14 protein-coding genes are annotated in these 18,858 nt (G+C 54.5%); 3 read left to right on the top strand and 11 right to left on the bottom strand.

The genetic code is table 11. The features are described 5' to 3' along the window. Window positions 1-92: 92 nt before the first annotated feature. Window positions 93-1,547 carry a phytoene desaturase family protein gene (locus tag FJM65_RS14820; RefSeq protein WP_140622323.1) on the top strand — a complete coding sequence of 485 codons (1,455 nt, stop codon included), beginning with the start codon at window positions 93-95 and terminating at the stop codon, window positions 1,545-1,547. Between the two features lie 11 nt (window positions 1,548-1,558). On the opposite strand, the gene FJM65_RS14815 is transcribed toward FJM65_RS14820, so the two are convergent. Then, window positions 1,559-1,990, bottom strand: a complete 432-nt coding sequence (locus tag FJM65_RS14815) for a nuclease A inhibitor family protein (RefSeq protein ID WP_140622322.1) — start codon at window positions 1,988-1,990, stop codon at window positions 1,559-1,561. Window positions 1,991-2,106: 116 nt separating this feature from the next. On the opposite strand from FJM65_RS14815, the gene FJM65_RS14810 reads away from it, so the two are divergent. Next, window positions 2,107-2,982: an SDR family oxidoreductase gene (locus FJM65_RS14810; protein ID WP_140622321.1), complete on the top strand. Its 876-nt coding sequence runs from the start codon at window positions 2,107-2,109 to the stop codon at window positions 2,980-2,982. Between the two features lie 71 nt (window positions 2,983-3,053). Here FJM65_RS14810 and FJM65_RS14805 read toward each other — a convergent pair whose 3' ends face one another. From FJM65_RS14805 to FJM65_RS14760, 10 genes are all read right to left on the bottom strand, one after another. Then, on the bottom strand, window positions 3,054-3,680 hold the full coding sequence (locus tag FJM65_RS14805) for a hypothetical protein (protein ID WP_140622320.1): 627 nt from the start codon (window positions 3,678-3,680) through the stop codon (window positions 3,054-3,056). 91 nt (window positions 3,681-3,771) lie between these two features. Next, a complete protein-coding gene (locus FJM65_RS14800; RefSeq protein ID WP_181163732.1) occupies window positions 3,772-5,193 on the bottom strand; it encodes an alginate export family protein in 1,422 nt (473 codons plus the stop codon). Between the two features lie 40 nt (window positions 5,194-5,233). Next, complete coding sequence (locus FJM65_RS14795; protein ID WP_140622318.1) at window positions 5,234-5,869, bottom strand: SCO family protein; 636 nt, start codon at window positions 5,867-5,869, stop codon at window positions 5,234-5,236. Window positions 5,870-5,915: 46 nt separating this feature from the next. Then, a complete protein-coding gene (locus FJM65_RS14790; protein ID WP_239022972.1) occupies window positions 5,916-6,704 on the bottom strand; it encodes a formylglycine-generating enzyme family protein in 789 nt (262 codons plus the stop codon). Window positions 6,705-6,714: 10 nt separating this feature from the next. Further along, window positions 6,715-8,190 carry a copper-containing nitrite reductase gene (nirK, locus tag FJM65_RS14785; protein ID WP_140622317.1) on the bottom strand — a complete coding sequence of 492 codons (1,476 nt, stop codon included), beginning with the start codon at window positions 8,188-8,190 and terminating at the stop codon, window positions 6,715-6,717. A gap of 364 nt (window positions 8,191-8,554) precedes the next feature. Beyond that, entirely contained in the window at window positions 8,555-11,743 is a 3,189-nt protein-coding gene (locus tag FJM65_RS14780) for an efflux RND transporter permease subunit (protein ID WP_140622316.1), read from the bottom strand. Window positions 11,744-11,787: 44 nt separating this feature from the next. After that, window positions 11,788-12,924 (bottom strand): efflux RND transporter periplasmic adaptor subunit, encoded by a 1,137-nt coding sequence (locus tag FJM65_RS14775; RefSeq protein ID WP_140622315.1) that lies wholly within the window; start codon window positions 12,922-12,924, stop codon window positions 11,788-11,790. 15 nt (window positions 12,925-12,939) lie between these two features. Beyond that, a complete protein-coding gene (locus tag FJM65_RS14770) occupies window positions 12,940-14,271 on the bottom strand; it encodes a TolC family protein (RefSeq protein WP_140622314.1) in 1,332 nt (443 codons plus the stop codon). Between the two features lie 138 nt (window positions 14,272-14,409). Beyond that, a complete protein-coding gene (locus FJM65_RS14765) occupies window positions 14,410-14,982 on the bottom strand; it encodes a TetR/AcrR family transcriptional regulator (RefSeq protein ID WP_140622313.1) in 573 nt (190 codons plus the stop codon). A 202-nt stretch (window positions 14,983-15,184) separates the two neighbouring features. Beyond that, on the bottom strand, window positions 15,185-15,649 hold the full coding sequence (locus FJM65_RS14760; protein WP_140622312.1) for a hypothetical protein: 465 nt from the start codon (window positions 15,647-15,649) through the stop codon (window positions 15,185-15,187). Between the two features lie 507 nt (window positions 15,650-16,156). Here FJM65_RS14760 and FJM65_RS14755 point away from each other — a divergent pair. Beyond that, window positions 16,157-18,763 (top strand): DUF5686 and carboxypeptidase-like regulatory domain-containing protein, encoded by a 2,607-nt coding sequence (locus tag FJM65_RS14755; protein WP_140622311.1) that lies wholly within the window; start codon window positions 16,157-16,159, stop codon window positions 18,761-18,763. The last annotated feature ends 95 nt before the right edge of the window (window positions 18,764-18,858 follow it).

Here is an 18,858-nt window from a genome sequence, read left to right as displayed (position 1 = left end):
TTATCTGGTAAGTATAAGTTTACAACAATACGCGCGCCGCCTGGTTTAGAATGGCAGCCTGAAAGGTAAAAGTGGTACAAATAAAAGTATAAATGAAATACGACGTGGCAATTATCGGCTCCGGCTTCGGGGCACTGACGGCAGCGGCCCTGCTGGCCAGGCGTGGGCTGAAGGTGGGCGTGCTGGAGCAGGCAAAGTATCCGGGTGGCTGCGCCACGTCTTACAGGCGCAAAGGCTACTGGTTCGAAACGGGTGCCACTACGCTGGTAGGCCTGGATGAGCACATGCCCCTGCGTTACCTCCTGGACCATACGGGTATACAGCTGCCTGTGCAGCAACTAGAGCTGCCCATGCAGGTGCACCTGCCTGATGGTAAAGCCGTTACACGTTATGGTCATCTGGAGGAATGGATAGGGGAGGCGGAGCGGGTGTTCGGGCAGCGTGGACAGCGCGCTTTCTGGGAGCATTGTTACCAGGTGAGCCGGCAGGTATGGCGCACTTCGCTGCAGCAGACCAGCTTCCCGATCTCCAACGCAAAGGATCTGCTGCTCTCGGGGCTGCGCGTAAGGCCAAGCCAGCTAACGCTGTTGCCGGGGGCTTTCCGGACGATGGAGGATGTGCTTCGCAAGTATGATTTGCTGCAACATGAGCCCTTTGTGGATTTTGTGAACGAGCAGCTCCTGATAACGGCGCAGAACTACCTGCCGGAAGTAAATGAGCTGTTCGGGGCAACGGCTCTTTGCTACACCCTATACAGCAACTACTACGTGCCGGGCGGGCTGATAAACCTGGTAAAGCCGGTGCTAGCCTACCTAGGCCGGCAGGGAGGTGAAATAAAGTATGGCTGTGCGGTGCAGGAGGTAAAGAAGCTGGCAACCGGCTACCAGTTACGCACCAGCAAAGGAGAGGTGCAGAGCAGGTTCGTTATTTCCGGAATACCGTTGAACAACACCGTGCAGCTGTTTAGCGAGGAAAAGGTGCGGCAGCGGCTACAACCTTACTTGCTGGGCTCAGAGCGCCTGAACGGCGCCTTCACCATGTCGCTGGTGCTGCGGGCGCAGGAGGCCAGGCAGGTGCTGCACCACCAGGTGCATGTGCCGCAGGGCTTGCCCGAAATAGGCAGCAAAAGCGTTTTCATAAGCTTCAGCCACCCGCAGGACACGCAGCGGGCACCGGCGGGGGAGGTAGTGGCCAGCGTCAGCACGCACATCCATCACCCGCAGCAGCACCTCATCCAACACAAGGGGGCCATAGAGCAGGCCATCCTGGAGGTGCTGCTGCAGCGAGGGCTATTCCGGCGCGAGCACATACTGTCCGTGCAGTCGGCCACGCCCGGGGCCTGGGAGTTCTGGACCAGGCGCGCCTACGGCGCCGTGGGAGGATATCCGCAGTACCGCCATACAAAGCCCTGGCAGATGAAGGACGCCCGCCTCGATCATCGCGGGGCTTACCTCTGCGGCGACACCGTTTATCCGGGGCAGGGCATTCCGGGGGTATGCCTGAGCGGGATTATTGCGGCCAATAAGCTGCTGCAGGATCATTTTTGAGAGACCCAAGGCTACTCTTCCTGTTCTTTTATCGTGGCTTCGTCCTGAATCATCATGGTGCGCAGGCCGGCGTAATTTCCGTCATCGGCTTTGCCCAAAATGTATACTTCGGTGCCGATCTGCGTCATGCTGTATACCTTTATGTGCTGCAGGTGCCTTTGCAGGGCGCTGGTAAGGCGTTTGTCTACCCTTTCTCCCTCCGGGGTGCTCTTGCGCACATCCGAGTCGATGCACTTTATACTTTGCAGAAAGCTTTCCAGCTCCTGTACCTGCACTTTCATTCCGGAAGGCTTGCCGGCATGCTCGGCCACATCATCTGGCTTCAGCTCCCTGTTTTCCTCCAGCGGCAGGTATACAAACTCAAAAGGGGCATCTATTTCTGTGTGCACCAGCAGCCCGTCCACGGCCTGCATCAGTTCCTGCTTTAACTGTTCTTTGTTCATGTGCGTTAAATTTTGCTGAAACGGTTGTTCTTTAAGTATACTTCAAAGCCTATACTTATCTTTATACTAAAACTGTTGCGGATACGTACAGCCGCATAACCTTTAACGATAGACCTATGATGAAAGCTGAACCAATGCTGAAAGAAGGCTCCCTGAAAGATAAAACCATTGTGGTAACCGGCGGCGGCACGGGGCTTGGCCGCTCCATGGTAAAGTATTTTCTGGAACTGGGCGCCAACGCCGTTATCTGCAGCCGCAAGCTGGAGGTGCTGGAGCAGACGGCCAAAGAGCTGGAGCAGGAAACGGGAGGGCGGGTGCTGCCCGTTGCCTGCGACGTGCGCAAGTATAACGAGGTAGAGGCTATGCTGAAATCGGCCACAGATGCGTTTGGCCGGGTGGATGTGCTGGTAAACAACGCTGCCGGGAACTTTGTGAGCCCCACCGAGCGGTTGAGCAACAAAGCTTTCGATGTGATCACGGACATCGTGCTGAAAGGCACCTACAACTGCACGCTGGCCTTTGGAAAGTTCTGGATCAGTGAGAAGCAGGAGGCGGCGGTGCTGAACATCGTGACCACCTACGCCTGGACCGGCTCGGGCTATGTGGTGCCCTCTGCCTGCGCCAAGGCGGGGGTGCTGGCGCTAACGCGCTCGCTGGCGTCTGAGTGGGCCAAGTATGGCATCCGCTCCAATGCCATCGCACCGGGGCCTTTCCCCACGGAAGGAGCCTGGACGCGCCTGTTCCCCAAGCAGCTGGCCGATAAGCTGGACCCTGTGAAGCGCATCCCGGTAGGGCGTTTTGGCGAGCACCAGGAGCTGGCGAACCTGGCGGCCTACCTTGTGTCCGATTACGCTTCTTTTGTGAACGGAGAGGTGGTGACCATAGACGGCGGCGAATGGCTTTACGGTGCCGGCGAGTTTAACGCTTTCGACCAGATTCCGCAGGAGATGTGGGATGCCATGGAAAAGCAGATGCGCGGCAAAGGACAGTAGTACATATCTTAAAAAGGAAAGCCTCTGCTGGTTTGGCAGAGGCTTTCCTTTTTATAGAAGTTGATCTCTATTTATTTTATGATGATCAGCGCCAATATTAGATTCGCTCCAAGTCCGATACCCCAGTTCGTAAATACTTTGCCCACCTTTTTTCTTCGGGCTGATTTTAGGTACCCGCTTTTATAGTCTGGGTTCTGGAGTAGCTGATTATTAGGAGCATCCCAGTTATGCTCTTTGGGAGGCACGGCCGAGGTGATGCCGGCAGGTATAAGTCCGACCACAGGCGATAAGAGGCTTACAATAAGCGTGGTTGTTCCTGCGGCTTTATGGCCATCATAGAAACGCCTTCCGTCTGCCTGCCCCTTCACATACATATTAAGGCCGCCTACACTAGCGGTCGGTTTATACACCTCAACGGGGCTTGGCACGTTCTCCGAAGAAACAGTGGCCGTGTGCTCTTCCAGTTCAAACACCTCGGATGTCTTGTCTTCGTAGGTTATCAGCAGAACCTCTGACTTGGGAACAACATACGTAGGCCCTTCCGGGTGGCTGAAGCGCTTATACTTGATCTCGGAAGAATTAATCTCCAAAACCTTTGCCTCAACTTTCTCGCCGGTGCGTTTGGTAATCAGGTCCTGTGCCTGCAGGCAGGGCAGCAAGGTAAGTACGGAAATAACTGTAAGTAAAACTTTTCTCATAAGCTTGTTTTCATAAAATTGAGAATGTCAAAATTATGAGATTTGTCTAAGACTCACAAGGTTAAGTTTACTTACAGCCTATAAAAGTATGCTATTGTTTTCCCTTCTCCGTTTTTGCCAGAAAATCAGGAGTCAAATTGAGCATGAGGTAAGCCCATTGGCCGTGGTTCTGCTTGTCGGTGGCGGGGGCTTTTAAAATGTCCAGCTTATCGGTGGCAAAAATGATGGCGTAACCCGCCTCCATACTTACATTCTTGAAAAGGCCGTACTGGAGAACCAGGTCCGCTTCGGTGGCCAGTCGCCTGCCCGCTCCGCCAGCACGCAGAGGGCTTACCTCGCCCTCTGCAAAGCTGTTGGCCGCATAAAACGCATGCAGGTCTACCGAGGCTGAAAGCTTGTCACTGGCAACATACCTGTTCCGGATGAAATAGTCCACCAAGCCTGGCGAGCGGGTGGGGTTGCCGTCGGTGCCAAAGGCATCGGCTACATAAAAATAATCCATAAAGCCCCAGAACTTGTGCGGCGTGCCGTAGAGCGGGTCGAAGCGGTGGTTCACGTTGCCCGAGGTGTCTTTGCCGTTACCGGATAGCCAGTCGAAGCCGGGGTTGGTGGTGAGCTTGCCATAGGTATAGGCGGCGTCCAGTGTCAGGTTATAGGCCTCCAGCGTATTGCCAAGCCGGTCGTCGTTACCCTGGTAGTAGGCAGCAGCGTTTACCCGCAAGTTATCCGACAGCTTGGAGAAAAGCGCGCCTCCCAGGGTTACCCGGCTGTTCACGCCTTCGGTATACTGCAGCACCCCGTCCTGCACCTGGGTTTTCTGAAAGTCATCCTTAAACAGCAGCAGACTCAGCCTGCCGAACGTTGCGTTTCGGGCAAAATAGCCGTACTGCATACTTTTATACATCATACCGATGCCGTTGGTGCCGGGCGCCACCGGGGCAGCCGGTATACTTTGGTAAATGTTGCCGCTCTTGCCCGGCGTGTCCTGGCCGTGGTTCTGGTTGAAGGCAAAGCCTAGATCAGCCTGCCAGCCTTTGTTGCTGAACTTGAGGATGACAGCGTCATGGCGGCGGGCCTGCTGCAGCCAGTCCAGGTTGCCCAGCAGCCGCGAGTCGTCGTACATGATCTCCTGCCGGCCAGCTTTTATACTTAGGTTGTCAACTTTGATGCTAGAAGAATCGCTGAGGATGAGCTCGCCCCAGGCCTGGTGCAGGAACAGCTTGCTGCCTTCCAGGTTGCTGATCGTGGACTGATCCGAGCCCCACACCCGTACTTCTTGCGCCGAGATCAAAAACCGGAGCCTGTCGGTCGTGTAACCTAGGTTCAGGCGGGTGCGCTGGTTGGTAAAAAAGTTGGGCTTGGCATCTTTGGCAGGCAAAGAACCTTGCCCGTGGCGCAGTTCTGTTCTCGTCCTGATCTGCCCCGTGAAAGAGACTTGCGCTGTTGCTGTTTGCGCGGAAAGTATAAATCCTGCCCCGGAAAGAAGCAGAAGCTGAAGTACACGTTTTTTCATGGCAAGGTGGTTTGAAGCGTTCATTTGTAATTAAAATATTCTATAGTGCCTGCAGCAGCGCCTCAATGCTTTTCACCGTCTCGTCCGGGTCGGTGCCCAATCCCTGCTGCTGGTGCATGATCTCTCCCTGCGCATTCAGCACCGAGATGATGTTGGAGTGCGCGATCTGACCGTTGCCGCTGTTTTTATACTTCATGTTCAGCAGCACCGCCAGCTCCTGTATGTTTGCCTCCGAGCTGGTCAGCAGCGTCCAGCGGTCGGGGTTCAGCTTATTTTCCTGGGCAAAGGCTTTCAGCTTTTCGGGCGTGTCGTTTTCCGGGTCCATGGTGACCAGCACAATGCCCACATCGCCTGTCTCATACTTGTCCAGCGACTCCTCAATGCGCCTGAGGTCGGCCACGATACGGGGACAGGCGTAGGTGCAGCTGGTATAGATCATGGCCATCAGCTGCACTTTGCCCTGCAGCTGCGGCAGCGTAAGCGGCTCCCCGTTCTGGTTTTGCCACTCCGAGGAGAGGTTGTACAGCGACATATCACTGAGCGGCTGATTTGTCGCCACAGCCGTTGCTGTTGGTGCCATAGCCTGGTGCGAAGCATGCGCATCGGCGGGTTGCGGCTGTTTGCAGCCACTCAGGGCCAGGGCAAGTATAAAACTGAGGCAGAAAAGGCTTTTCATGGTAACTTCTTTAAATAGTTTGTGCGGGAATCAATAAGTATAAAGGCTATGGCTGCAGGCTTTGGGCACAGCGGAAGCCCAGGTTGGAGACCGTGTAGTTGGCCTTTAGGCTGGAGCGGAAGGCATAGCGCATAAAAGCCACGTAGTTCTTGGTGTCTTTGGCACCGCTGGAGCCGGAGCCGCAGAACAGTTGCCTGTCCAGGCTGGCGTTGGCCCTGGATTCGCCGATGAGAAGGGCGGAGTTAAAGTCCTGCGTCCATTCCCACACCAGCCCGATCATGCCGTACAGGCCATAGTAGTTTTTAAAGCTTTGCTGCACAGGCGGCAGGTAAGTAGGGTTGGGCTGGCTGTACCACTCGATACTGCGCTGGTAAAACTTTTCATCGTTGGCCGCATTGGCTTTGGTTTCGCTGGCCATGGCGGCATATTCCCACTCCTCCACCGTGGCCAGGCGCTTGCCCTGGCACTCGCAGTAAGCCTTCGCCGCAAACCACGACACGCTCACCACCGGGCTGTTACTGATCTTTTCCGGGTTAGGGCCATAGCTTAAGTCCGTTTCCCAGCCACGCAGGTAGTTCTGGTCGGCAAATATTTTCTTTACCGCCGATTTGCGCCAAGCGGGGTTCTTCTGCAGGAAGTCCAGGTATTGCTGGTTTGTCACCGGGTAAACGTCGAGCAGAAAGCTCTGTACTTTCACGGCAGTGGAGTCACCTCCGTAAAGGGGCACAAAAGTGCCTCCCTTTACCAAAACCATGGCTTGCGGGAGAGACTTTTGTGCCTGTGCTTTCCAGCAGAAAACAGCCAGCAGAACGATAAGCGTTAGTCTGTGGTGCATTGCTGGTAAATTAGTGCTTAAAGGATTTCTTCGCTTTATCTACCTGAGCAGGGGTTACCTCGCCACCCTTGTTGCCCCAGTTGTTCATCACAAAGGTCAGTACGTTGGCAATTTCCTCATCAGAGAGCTTCAGCTTCGGCATAGTGCTGTTGTAGAGCTCGCCGTTCACCTTGATCTGTCCTTCCAGGCCGTGCGCTACCACCCCAATGGCTCGGTTCACGTCGGTGTTCAGGAAGTCGGATTTGGCAAGAGGAGGGAAGGCGCCTTTAATGCCCTGGCCCTCAGCCTGGTGGCAGGCCTGGCAGTTTTGGGCATACAGCGTTTTACCCAGCTCCAGACGCATCTCCTTGTTGGTGGCCACGGCTGCCTTAGGCGCGCTGGCTGTTGGCATTTCCTGCAGCGTGCTGCCCTCTGGCTGGTAGATCTTATCCAGTATTTGGCCGGAGTAGATGTTCTTTTCGTCGCCTCCCTCTACTTTCAGCATACCCAAAGCGCCTTTGTTGAAGGCCCGGAAGATTGAGTGGTCGACCAGCACATAGTTGCCCGGCACATCGGTTTTGAACTCCGTGATGGCTGCGCCGCCGGCAGGTACCAGCGTGGTCTGAATGTTCTCGTTTGCCTTAGAGCCGCCCTCGGTGTATACTTTGTCGAAGATCTCGCCGATGACGTGGAAAGAGGAGATCATGTTCGGACCGCCGTTGCCTACAAACAGGCGCACTTTCTCACCTACCTTGGCAGTCAGCGCCTTGTCGCCGGTGAGGGCACCTACAGAGCCGTTGAACACGACATAAGACGGATTCTCGTTCAGGGCCTTCTGCATGTCGAAGGGCTGCAGGCCGGGATCGCCAAAGTCGCCTTTGGTGTAGAAGTCGCCCTGCATCACGTAGTACTCCTTGTCTACTGCTGGCAAGCCTTCCTCCGGCTCCACCAAAATAAGGCCATACATGCCGTTGGCTATGTGCATACCTACCGGCGCTGTGGCGCAGTGGTACACATACAGGCCAGGGTTCAGGGCCTTAAAGTTGAAAACCGTTTCGTGGCCCGGCGCAGTAAAGGTGGAGGCCGCGCCACCACCCGGACCGGTTACGGCGTGCAGGTCGATGTTGTGCGGGTTCTTGCTGTCCGGGTGGTTCATCAGGTGAAACTCCACCTCATCATGCTGGCGGATACGGATAAACTTGCCCGGCACGGAGCCGCCAAAGGTCCAGAAAGTATAGTCCACACCATCGGCCAGGCGCTTCACTACTTCCTTCACCTCCAGGTTTACCACCACCTTGGCGGCATGTTTACGTGCAATGGGAGCCGGCACCAGCGGCGCATCCGTCAGCTCGGCCTGAATCACAGGCAGCTCTTTAGGAGTGGCTTCCTCTGTATTTGCCGTTGTTTCAGCCTGGGAGGTTTGTGTGCTGCAGGAACTCAGGATGCCTATACTATATAAGCCAAGAGCGGCCAGCACGACTGATTTTTGGATGGTAGACCTTTTCATAAGCAGATGTTTAGTGGTTTTCTGATGCTAAATAACAGCACGGCCGCCACGCCACTTATGACAGTAGTCATACACTTAAGTGATTTTTATCACTTAAAGTATAAATGATTGATTGTGAAGTATTTTAAGAGGTTGCCCCATTGCCAGATTAAAGATGCGCAGGAAAAATTTAAGCTTTTACCTGCTGCCTGACCTTCTAAGCAGGGGAGGGCCTGTAGTCTCCTTCGCTCCTATGGGTTATCGGACAGCAAGTAGTTAAATAAGGCAGTGGATAGGGGAGATGCCAAAAAAAAACAGCCCCGTCTCAATGAGGCGGGGCTGTCTGAACGGTAGTATTTAGGTTACTCGGTTCTTGTTGTTGAGTTTAGTTAACGTAAGCAGGGTCGCCCCCCTCATCTTCTCGGTTGTCGGCTTGGGCACGCAGCTCAGCCAGTCCTTTCTTGCCATAGGCCAAACGGGTGATGACCACATAGAGCACCGGCACAATAAAGATCGCCAGGAACGTGGCGGCCAGCATACCGCCAATCACTACCCAACCGATAGTTTGACGCGATACGGCTCCGGCACCAGATGCCAGCGCCAATGGAACCACGCCCAGAATAAAGGCCATGGAGGTCATCAGGATCGGGCGCAGACGCAGTTTTACAGCTTCTATCGTCGCCTCTATCAGCTCCATGCCCCGGTCCACGCGCTCTTTGGCAAACTCCACAATCAGAATGGCGTTCTTGGCGGCCAAACCAATCAGCGTAATCATACCGATCTGCGCGTACACGTTGTTGTCCAGCTTAGGCAGCAGCGTCAGCGCCAGAATGGCACCGAACATCCCTAGAGGAATGGCGAAAAGTATGGAGAACGGCACAGACCAGCTTTCATACAGCGCCGCCAGCAGCAACAGCACCAGCAGGATAGAAAGCGTGAAGATATAGACCGTGCTGTTTCCGGCCGCCAGTTCCTCCCGGCTCAGGCCCGAGAAGTCGTAACCGTAGCCGGCCGGCAGCACCTGTGCCGCCACCTCCTGCAGCGCCTGCAGTGCCTGGCCGCTACTGTAGCCCGGCGCGGCGCTACCCATCACCTCGGCAGCCCTAAACAGGTTGTAGTGCGAGATTACGGCAGGGTTCTCCACCAGCTTGGAAGTAATCAGCGCGCTCAGCGGCACCGATCCTCCCTGGCGGTTCATCACGTAATACTGGTTCAGGCTTTCAATATCCATGCGGTAAGCCGTGTCGGCCTGGGCCACTACCCTGAAGTTACGGCCGTAGCGCGTAAAGTCATTAATGTAGCGGCTACCCATCAGCGAGGACATGGTGGCATATACATCCGCAATGTTCACTCCCAGCTGCTTTGTTTTTTCGCGGTCTACCGTTACTTCATAGCCTGGGGTGCGGGTGTTAAAGAAACTATAGGCCATGGCAATCTCAGGCCGGGCATTGGCAGCAGCCACAAACTGCCCAAGCGTTGCCTCAAAAGCCTTGATGTCGCCGCCGGCTCTTTGCTCCAGCATAAAGCTAAAGCCGCCGGACTGGCCCAAACCAGGAATGGCAGGCGGCGCTACCACCCGGATGTTGGCTTCTTTAATGGCGGCAAAGCGCTGGTTTAGCGTGTTCATAACGCCCTGCAACTGGTCCGCCTCATCCTCCCGCTGGTCCCAGGGCTGCAGTTGCAGGAAGATGGTACCGCTGTTCGATTTGAAGGAGAAGTTAATGGCATTCAGTCCCCCGATAGCCGTATAGTTGCGGATGGCCGGAATGTCTGCCATGATCGTCCCTATTTCAGCCAGCGTCGCCTCTGTTCTGGTGGCAGAGGAGCCTTCCGGCAACTCTATCGCTACGAAAAGGCGCCCTTCGTCCTCGGTAGGTATAAAGCCGGTAGGCTTGGTGGCAAACAGCCCCACGGTACCCACATAAAGGCAAACCAGCAGGATAAGCACCAGTGGCGTAGCTTTTATACTTTTACGCACCCCATGCGAGTAGGACTCGGTTGTGCGGGCAAACCAGTTGTTAAACAGGTAGAAGAACTTGTTCAGGCCTTTGGAGTCCCTGTTCACGTTCATCGGCTTGAGCATCAGCGAGCACAGGGCAGGCGTCAGAGTAAGGGCCACGAAGGCAGAGATCAGCACCGAGATGGCTATGGTGATGGCAAACTGTTGGTACAATCTACCTACGATGCCTGGTATAAAGCCCACCGGTATAAACACCGCCGCCAGAATCAGGGCAATGGCGATTACCGGTGCGGTAATATCCTTCATGGCTTTGCGCGTGGCCTCCCTGGCCGACAGCCGTTCATGGTCTATGTAATGCTGCACAGCCTCCACCACTACAATGGCGTCGTCTACCACAATACCTATGGCCAGCACGAAGCCAAAAAGCGTCAGCGTGTTGATGGTAAAGCCTAGCGGAATAAAGAAAATAAAGGTACCGATGATGGACACCGGGATAGCCAGGATGGGCACCAGCGTGGCGCGCCAGCTTTGCAGGAAGAGGAACACCACTATGATTACCAGAATCAGCGCCTCTACCAGCGTGTGCACCACCTCGTTGATGGACACCTGCACTACCGATACCGTCTCAAACGACACCACATAGTCTACGTCAGCCGGGAAAGTGGCTTTCAGGTCCTCCAGGGCGGCATATATGCCATCTGCTGTCTCCAGGGCGTTACTGCCGGGTGCCTGGTACATGAGCAGAATGGTGGAAGGCTTGCCATTGATGGTAGCGGCGCGGCCATAGTCGAAGCGGCCAAACTCCAGCCGTGCCACATCGCGTAAGTATACCAGGCTACCATCCTGCGGATTGGTGCGCACGATGATGTTGCCGAACTCCTCCTGGGTCTGCAGGCGTCCTTTTACGGTGATCGGGTACTGGAAAGCCTGAGAGTCGTGCTGCGGCTTGGCGCCCACGGTTCCCGCAGCCACCTGCAGGTTCTGCTCCTGTATGGCGGCAGTTATCTCGCTGGTGCTGATATTGTACTGGGCCAGTTTGTCCGGCTTCAGCCACACGCGCATACTAAAGTCCTGCCCCAGGGCATTGATATCACCCACCCCCGGCACACGAAGCAAGGCGTCGCGCACAAAAATGTTGGTGAAGTTATCCAGGTACTGGATGTCATGCGTGCCCTTAGGCGAGAAAATACCCACCACCATCATGATGCTTGGGTTACGCTTCCGCACGGTCACGCCCAGGCGCCTTACTTCCTCGGGCAGGCTTGGCTCAGCAATACTGGCCCTGTTCTGCACGTCCAGCGTGGCAATATCGATGTCGGTGCCGATCTCAAAGGTAACCGACATGTTCATCTGCCCGGTACTGGTGTTGGTAGAGGTGATATAGGCCATGCCCGGCGTTCCGTTGATCTGCGTTTCCACAGGCGTAGCCACCGTCTGCTCCACCGTCTGCGCGTCAGCGCCGGTATAGTTGGCAGAAACAGAAACCGTAGGAGGGGAGATGTCCGGGTACTGCGTTACGGGCAGGTTCATCATAGCCAGCACCCCCACCAGCACGATCACAATGGAGATCACGATGGAGGTGACGGGCCTTCTTATAAAAACATCTGAAATCATCTTTCTATAGGTAGTATAAGTTCTTTATGCAAAGAGTGTAGAAATTACTTTTTAGCTTCTGATTGCTGCTGCGGCGCGCCAACTTGTACTTTCGCTCCCTGGCGTAGCCGCTGAATGCCTTCCGTCACTACCTGCTGGCCGTCTTTCAGCCCCTCCCGTATCACGATGTTGCCGCCAAAGCGAGTGCCTAGTTGCACGTTCTGCTGCACAGCCGAGTCGCCCTGCACCACATACACGTAAAACTCACCCAACTGCTCCGATACGGCCTTGTAAGGGATTACCAGCTGCTCGCCGATGTCCTGGTTCAGCACGTTCACGCCAACGGTCATGCCCGGTATGAGCGCACCATTCGGGTTCGGGAACTGTACCCGAACGGTGGTGGTGCCCGACTGGCGGCCGATGGCCCTGTCTATGGCCACCAGTTTGCCTGTTTGCGGGTACTGCTCTTCATTGTTCAGCGTAAGCGTAAAAAGCGAGTCGGGTTGGTTGCCCTGCTGCATTCTGCCGAAACGGCTGATCTCCTGCTCATTTATGGCAAAGTCTACGGCCATCGGGTCTGTCGTAGAGATGGTGTTCAGCAAGGGCTGGCCCGGCGAAACCTGCGCGCCCACGCGTACCTGTGAGATGCCGATGATGCCGGAGAAAGGCGCGTTGATGACAGCGTAGCCCAAATCAGTGGAGGCGCTCTGCACCTGCGCCTGTGCGGCGGCTACCTGCGCCTGGGCCGTTTGCACGGCGGTGCGGGCATAATCCACCTGCTGGCTGGCTATAGCATCCTTTTCGGCCAGTCTTTCATAGCGCTCCATGTCCTTCTGCACCTTTGCCAGGTTGGCTTTTGCGCTAGCCAGGTTGGCCTGCGCCTGCTGGTAGGAGGCCTGGTACTTGCTGCGGTCTATTTCGTAGAGTTTCTGCCCCATGGTCACGCGCTGGCCGTCCTGCACATAAATATTGGTAATGTAACCTGCCACTTGCGGGCGCAGCTCTACCTCTTGTAGCGCTACCACGGTGCCGGGGTAGGAGTCTTTTCCAGTTACGCTTTGCTCCGATACCTTATAAGTGGTAACCGGAACGGCCATGGCTGCCGGGTTCATCTGCTGTTGCCCGGCCTCATCACCACCGCAGGACATAAGTATAGTGGGGCTAACGATGGCTGCTGCCAGCCACATATATCTGCTCTTCATGCTCTTTTTCAATGATTATTGGTTGATGTCTATGTTACCCAAGGCACGCTGGTAGTCCAGTTTGCTGGCCAGCAGGTTGTAAAGGGCGTTGTAATAGTTTATCTGGGTGGCGCGCAGCTCGCTCTCGGCCACCACCAGGTCCACGTAGGCTTTCACGCCTTCGTCGTACTGTAGTTTAATGATGTCGTACACCTCCTGGGCCAGCTCCAGGTTCTGCTGCAGTGTGCGCCATTCGGTGTAGTCGCCTTTGTAGTTGGCAAGCGCTGTCTGGTATTCGGTATTGATGGCCTTGCGGGTATCTTCGATCTCCAGGTCCAGGCGGTCTTCCTGCAATTGGGCGATACGCACATTCTGCCATCTTCTGGTACCCTGGAAAATAGGCACGGAAACGCGCAGCCCCACAGCGGAAGTGGGGTAGGCCGTGTTGTAGAGCTCAGAAAAGCGGTCGTTAAAGTATAGCCAGTTGTAGTTGCCGAAAGCCGACACAGTAGGCAAAAAGCTCCACTTGCGGTAGGCGGTGTTCAACCCTACCAGTTGGCGCTGTGTCTGCAGCCGCTGCAGCTCAATCCTTCTGGCAAAGTCCACTATTTCGGTCGTATCCACCAGCACGGCCTGCTCCATTTGGCTATAATCATACACCAGGTCCAGGTCCGACTCGATCGGGTAGCCCATCAGCTGCTTGAGGTAAGCTACTTTTGCTTTGATGCCTTCCTGTGCGCGCTTGATGTCGCTGCGGATATTGGCCAGCGTTATGGCGGCCCGCTGATAGTCGGTTTTGTCTACCAGGCCTACCTCATACCTGCTGCGGGCATCGTTGTACTGCTTCTCCTGGCGGGCCAGGTTTACTTGCAGGATGCGGAATTGCTCCTGCGTAAGCAGCACATCATAAAATGCCTTGCTCACCGCCACCACGGTATTGATTTTTGTGTCGATGATCTGCTGGTCGAGCTGCTGGCGGGTAAAGCGCGCGGCTTTGGAAGCCAATAGCAACTCGCTGCTGTAGATGGTCTGGTTGGCCTCCAGCAACAGGTTAGAGTTATACTTCTGGCCAAGCGTTACCACTTGGTCGCCGAAGACAGTCTGCTGCAGCTTAATGTTGTTGCTTCCGTTAAAACTGGCGTTAATCTGGGGAAACCAGCCTGAGAGGTCGGCTTTTATCTCGCGCTCCCCGATGGCCTGGTCGAGCAGGACCTGCTCCACAGCCGCCCTGTTCTCCAGCGCATAGTCCACGCACTGTTCCAGTGTAAGGCTTTTGGCTGCCTGCGGCGTGCCCTCTTGCGCCAGTGCCAGCGCAGGGCAAATCAACACGCAAAGGAGCATTTGCCTTAAACGTCTCATTACTTTCATGTAGTTGTTCTGTATACTAGGTGTTGTAAATTTTCTGATAATGGGTTCTGAAGTTGCGGCGTACGGTGTTATTCATTTTTTTCTCATAGTTGTATAATATGTGTTTCGGGTAATGCTTCAGTTAAAGTATACTTTATGCTATTGTTTGCGCATGCCATCCCACAAAATGCGGGGTATCTCCTCCAGGTCGCCCTCCTGCAGGTCGAGCCGGCCAGAGGCCTGAATTTTGACGGTAGCGATCACGTTGCTGTGTGCCAGCGTGCCCATTATTTTGGGGCTTACCTGCTTTAGATGGCCTTCTGCGATGCCCCGCTCAAAGAAGCCGAACAACAACCGGAAGAACTCATCTTTGCCCAACTCGTCTTTGTAAATATTGTAAGGCGAGGTAACGAACTGCTCAAAGAACATCAGCACATTGGCGTTATGCCGATAGTAATGGTAAAGCCCATACCAAAGGTTAAAGAAACATTGGCGATAGGGCTTATCAGTTGCGTCCTCCCGCTGCACCACCTCAATAACCTGCCTCTTGATGTACTGGTAAAGCTCCTGAATTAGCTCTTCCTTGCTCTCAAAGTAATGGTAAATGGTGCCTGCCGCCACGCCAGCCCGTTTGGCTACCAGGCTCATGGGTGTACCATGGAAGCCTTTTTCCTTCACCAGCTCCAGTGTACTCTCAAAAATGGCTTTCTTTTTATCAGCTATCGGCTCCATACCTTCTGTCTATTGAATGTTCATTCGGCTGCAAAGATAAAACCATCTTATGAATAGCCAAGGGCGAAGATGTTTCCTTTTTCTGGCTGGAATGTTTAATAAAGCGCTGTGAGGCTAAATTGTTTAGGCTCCTTTTGCTGTTTCTGCTAAAGCACTGTATAAAGTTATACTTTGCGTGACGAACACCCGGTGCTAAACAATACTATGTCCGCACCTTTTCCAGCAGGCGTTCCATCCAGAAAATCAGGAAAAGCGCCACCAGGTTGAGCCCGATATACTTCTGGCCTAAATCACTGTCCAGGCTGAAGTGGAAGGAGGAGAGGGCCATCCTGAATTTGAAAACCCAGCCGCCAACCATGTCCACGCCTACACTCAGGCGCAGGCCCGCCACATACTGATACCCGTAAGTGCCGAAGGAGAAGAGGAGCACCTGCAGTACCTGGTTGAGCAGCGAAAAGCGCAGGCCGCGCCCCGGCTGCCGGAGCAGAAGGCGCCCGCAAAGTATGGAGAACAGGTAAAGCCCCCCGGCCACCAAGCTCAGGCGCAGGGCCGGCAGGGTAACGGTAGTATCCTGGCCAAACATTACCCACACCGTAAGGGCTATACCGAGCAGGCCGCCAATGATTTGGTAAAGCGCAAGGGCCAACAGCTGATTTTTTGTGCTCAAAGTTAAACGCTAGGGTTAATGGTGATAGTAGCTACATCATTTGTAGCGACAATGGTGGGCAAAAGTAGGGATTATATATCTCGGAAGCGACCTCGGCTCGGGTTTATAAGACGAAGGGCCGTTTTTACCGGACAAAGTGCAGCCGGGATGCGCTTAAATCCTTTTAGGTTCGGCGGTGGCAGGGCTTGTGGAACCTGCGGCACTATAAAATTTCAGAGCCACTGCATACAAGTTAAAACTTTAACCTGTTACTTTTGCGCCCGAAAAAGGCCGGGCGTTGAGGAAGGAAGATCCCTGTAGGACAATCACGCAGGTGCTCATCTCAGGAGACGCTCCCTTTTTTCTTTGCAATCACGGCAATATTCTACTTCAGCAAAACGTACTGCCGGGCTTGATTTCCCAAATCAAAAACTTCGGTGACGGGGCCGATAGGAGGAGAAAGGAAGTGTCGCCTCCTATCTGCCCTCATCTGCCTGCTATACATTCATTATGATAATCCAATAAGCTATGTGCTTCATCAGCTTTTTAAACAGAAGGCCCTGCGTACGCCTTTTCTGCCTGTTGCTGCTTGTTTTTACCGGCTTAGCAGCTGGCCCTGCGGCAGCACAGCCAAGCATTACCACTATCAAAGGAAATGTTACGGATGCCGTTACCAACGAGCGCCTGATCGGGGTTTCGGTTTTTGTGCCTGGCACCAGCCTGGGCACCAGCACCGACTATGAAGGAAATTACCAGCTGCGCACCAACCAGGCCGTCAGCAAGGTGCAGTTTTCTTACCTGGGCTATGGCCCGGTTGCGCTGCCCGTTAGCCCCGGCAAAGACCAGACCCTGGATGTGCGCCTGCAGCCGGACGCCAGGCAGCTGAGCGAAGTGCAAGTGGTGGGCAAGAAGCGGAAGGTAAAGTATAGCAACAAGGACAATCCGGCCGTAGACCTGATCCGCCTCATCGTGGATAATAAGTATAAAAACAGGCCCGAACGCTACGATTACCTGCAGTACGTGCAGTATGAGAAAACGCAGATGTCGCTGGTGAATACGCCCGCAAAGCTGCGACGGAACATCTTCCTGCGCAAGTATGATTTTATACTTGAGAACCTGGATACCACCGTGCTGCCCGGCAAAGCCATACTTCCGTTTTATGTGCAGGAGGAGGTAGCGCAACACTTCTTCCGCAAAGAGCCGGAGAGCAGGAAAAAGCTGGTGGAGGCAGAGAAGAAAGTCAATTTCGGTGAGTACATCGACAATAAAGGCGTGATGGCCTACATGAAGCACATGTACCAGGACATCGATATTTATGAGAACAACATCCCCATTCTCACCAACCAGTTCCTGAGCCCTATCGCCGACATGGCCCCTGCATTCTATAAGTTTTACCTGAAGGACACGGTTACTGCCGAAACGGGGCAGAAGCTGGCAAAGCTCCTCTTTGAGCCGCGCAACCCCACTGCTTTTATGTTTACCGGAGAGCTGTATGTTACCCTGGATGGCGCCTATGCCGTGCAGCGCGTGGACATGGCCGTGAGCAAAGGGGTAAGTATTAACTGGGTGCGGGACCTGAAAGTGAGCCAGGATTTTGAGCGTGGCCAGGATGGGCGCTACCAGTTAAGCAAGAGCCAGCTAAAGGTGGACTTCGGGATGAGCCAGCACAGCGACATGGGCTTTTACGGGGAGCGCGTGGTTTCTTACCAGGATTATAAGCTGCATGAGCCGCAGCCTGATGCGTTTTATGATGGGCCGGCGCTGGTGCTATCCCAGCACACGGAGCAGCAAAGCGAGGCATACTGGGAAAGCGTACGCCAGGATTCGCTCTCTGCCGCGGAGGCGAATACTTATACTACTTTGGATAGCCTGGTGCAGATGAAGTCATACAACCGCACCATGGACTGGGCCACTGCCCTGATTGCCGGCTATAAGCGGCTGGGGCCGGACGTGGAGATTGGCCCGATAAACGCTTTCTACAGCTTTAACCCGGTAGAGGGCTTCAGGTTGCGGCTCGGTGGGCGCACCACGGATAATTTCAGCAAGAAAGTGATGCTGGATGCTTATACTGCCTACGGGTTTAAAGACGAGAAATGGAAATACTATGTAGGGGGCAGCTACTCCCTGACGGGCCGCTCCGTGTGGTCTTTCCCGGTAAAGGCCCTGCGGGTCAGCTACCTGAAAGACACCAGAATTCCGGGGCAGGACCTGCAGTTTGTGCAGGAAGATAACATTCTACTGTCCTTTAAGCGTGGGGAGAACGATAAGCTGCTGTACAACGAGACATACAACCTGGAGTACCTGCACGAATTCGAGAACCACTTTTCGTATAAGCTGGGCTTCAGGAATTGGCAGCAAAGCCCGGCGGGTTCCTTGCAGTTCGTGAGGGCAGGGGAGGCAGGTGACGACCAGGAACCGGCCATGCTGAGTAACCTGACAACTTCGGAGGCAACGCTGGAGCTGCGCTGGGCGCCGAACGAGCAGTTTCTGCAGGGCAAGCTTTACCGCACCCCGGTTTCCGGCCGCAACCCGGTGGTTACCTTGCGCGCCGCTGCCGGCCTGAAAGGAGCCATGGACAGCCAGTATGCCTACCAGAAGGTGGCTTTGAACATGTACAAGCGCTTTTACCTGTCGCAACTAGGGTACTCTGATGTGGTAGCAGAGGGCGGTTATATTTTCGGGCAGGTGCCGTTCCCGCTCCTCACGATCCATCGCGCCAACCAGTCTTATGCCTATCAACTGCAGGCTTATAACCTGATGAACTTCCTGGAGTTTGTGAGCGACCAGTATGCCAGCCTGCACATCGACCACACGTTCAACGGGTTTATATTCAATAAAATACCTTTGCTGAAGAAAACCAAGTTCCGGGAATTTATCACGCTAAAGGCTCTTTACGGGAAAGTACGGGAGGAGAACCAGCCGTCGGCAAACCCGAACGTGCTGCACTTCCCGGTTTTTGCCGACGGTCAGCAGGCAACCTATACCTTGGCGCGCAAGCCTTACATCGAAACGAGTGTAGGCGTAGGCAATATTCTTAACTTCTTCCGGGTGGACCTGGTAAAGCGCCTGACCTACCTGAACCACCCAAACGTGTCGGACCTAGGGGTAAGGGCCACGTTTAAGTTCGACTTTTAAACTCATTTATACTTGCCGCACATTAAAAAAGGACCTGAACGCCATCACGCGCAGGTCCTTTTTTAATATGAAGCGGAGAACAGCAGCTTTATTTT

It is taken from the genome of Pontibacter mangrovi, assembly GCF_006385705.1.
Classification (GTDB): domain Bacteria; phylum Bacteroidota; class Bacteroidia; order Cytophagales; family Hymenobacteraceae; genus Pontibacter; species Pontibacter mangrovi.
This window is presented reverse-complemented; position numbering and strand designations above follow the sequence as displayed.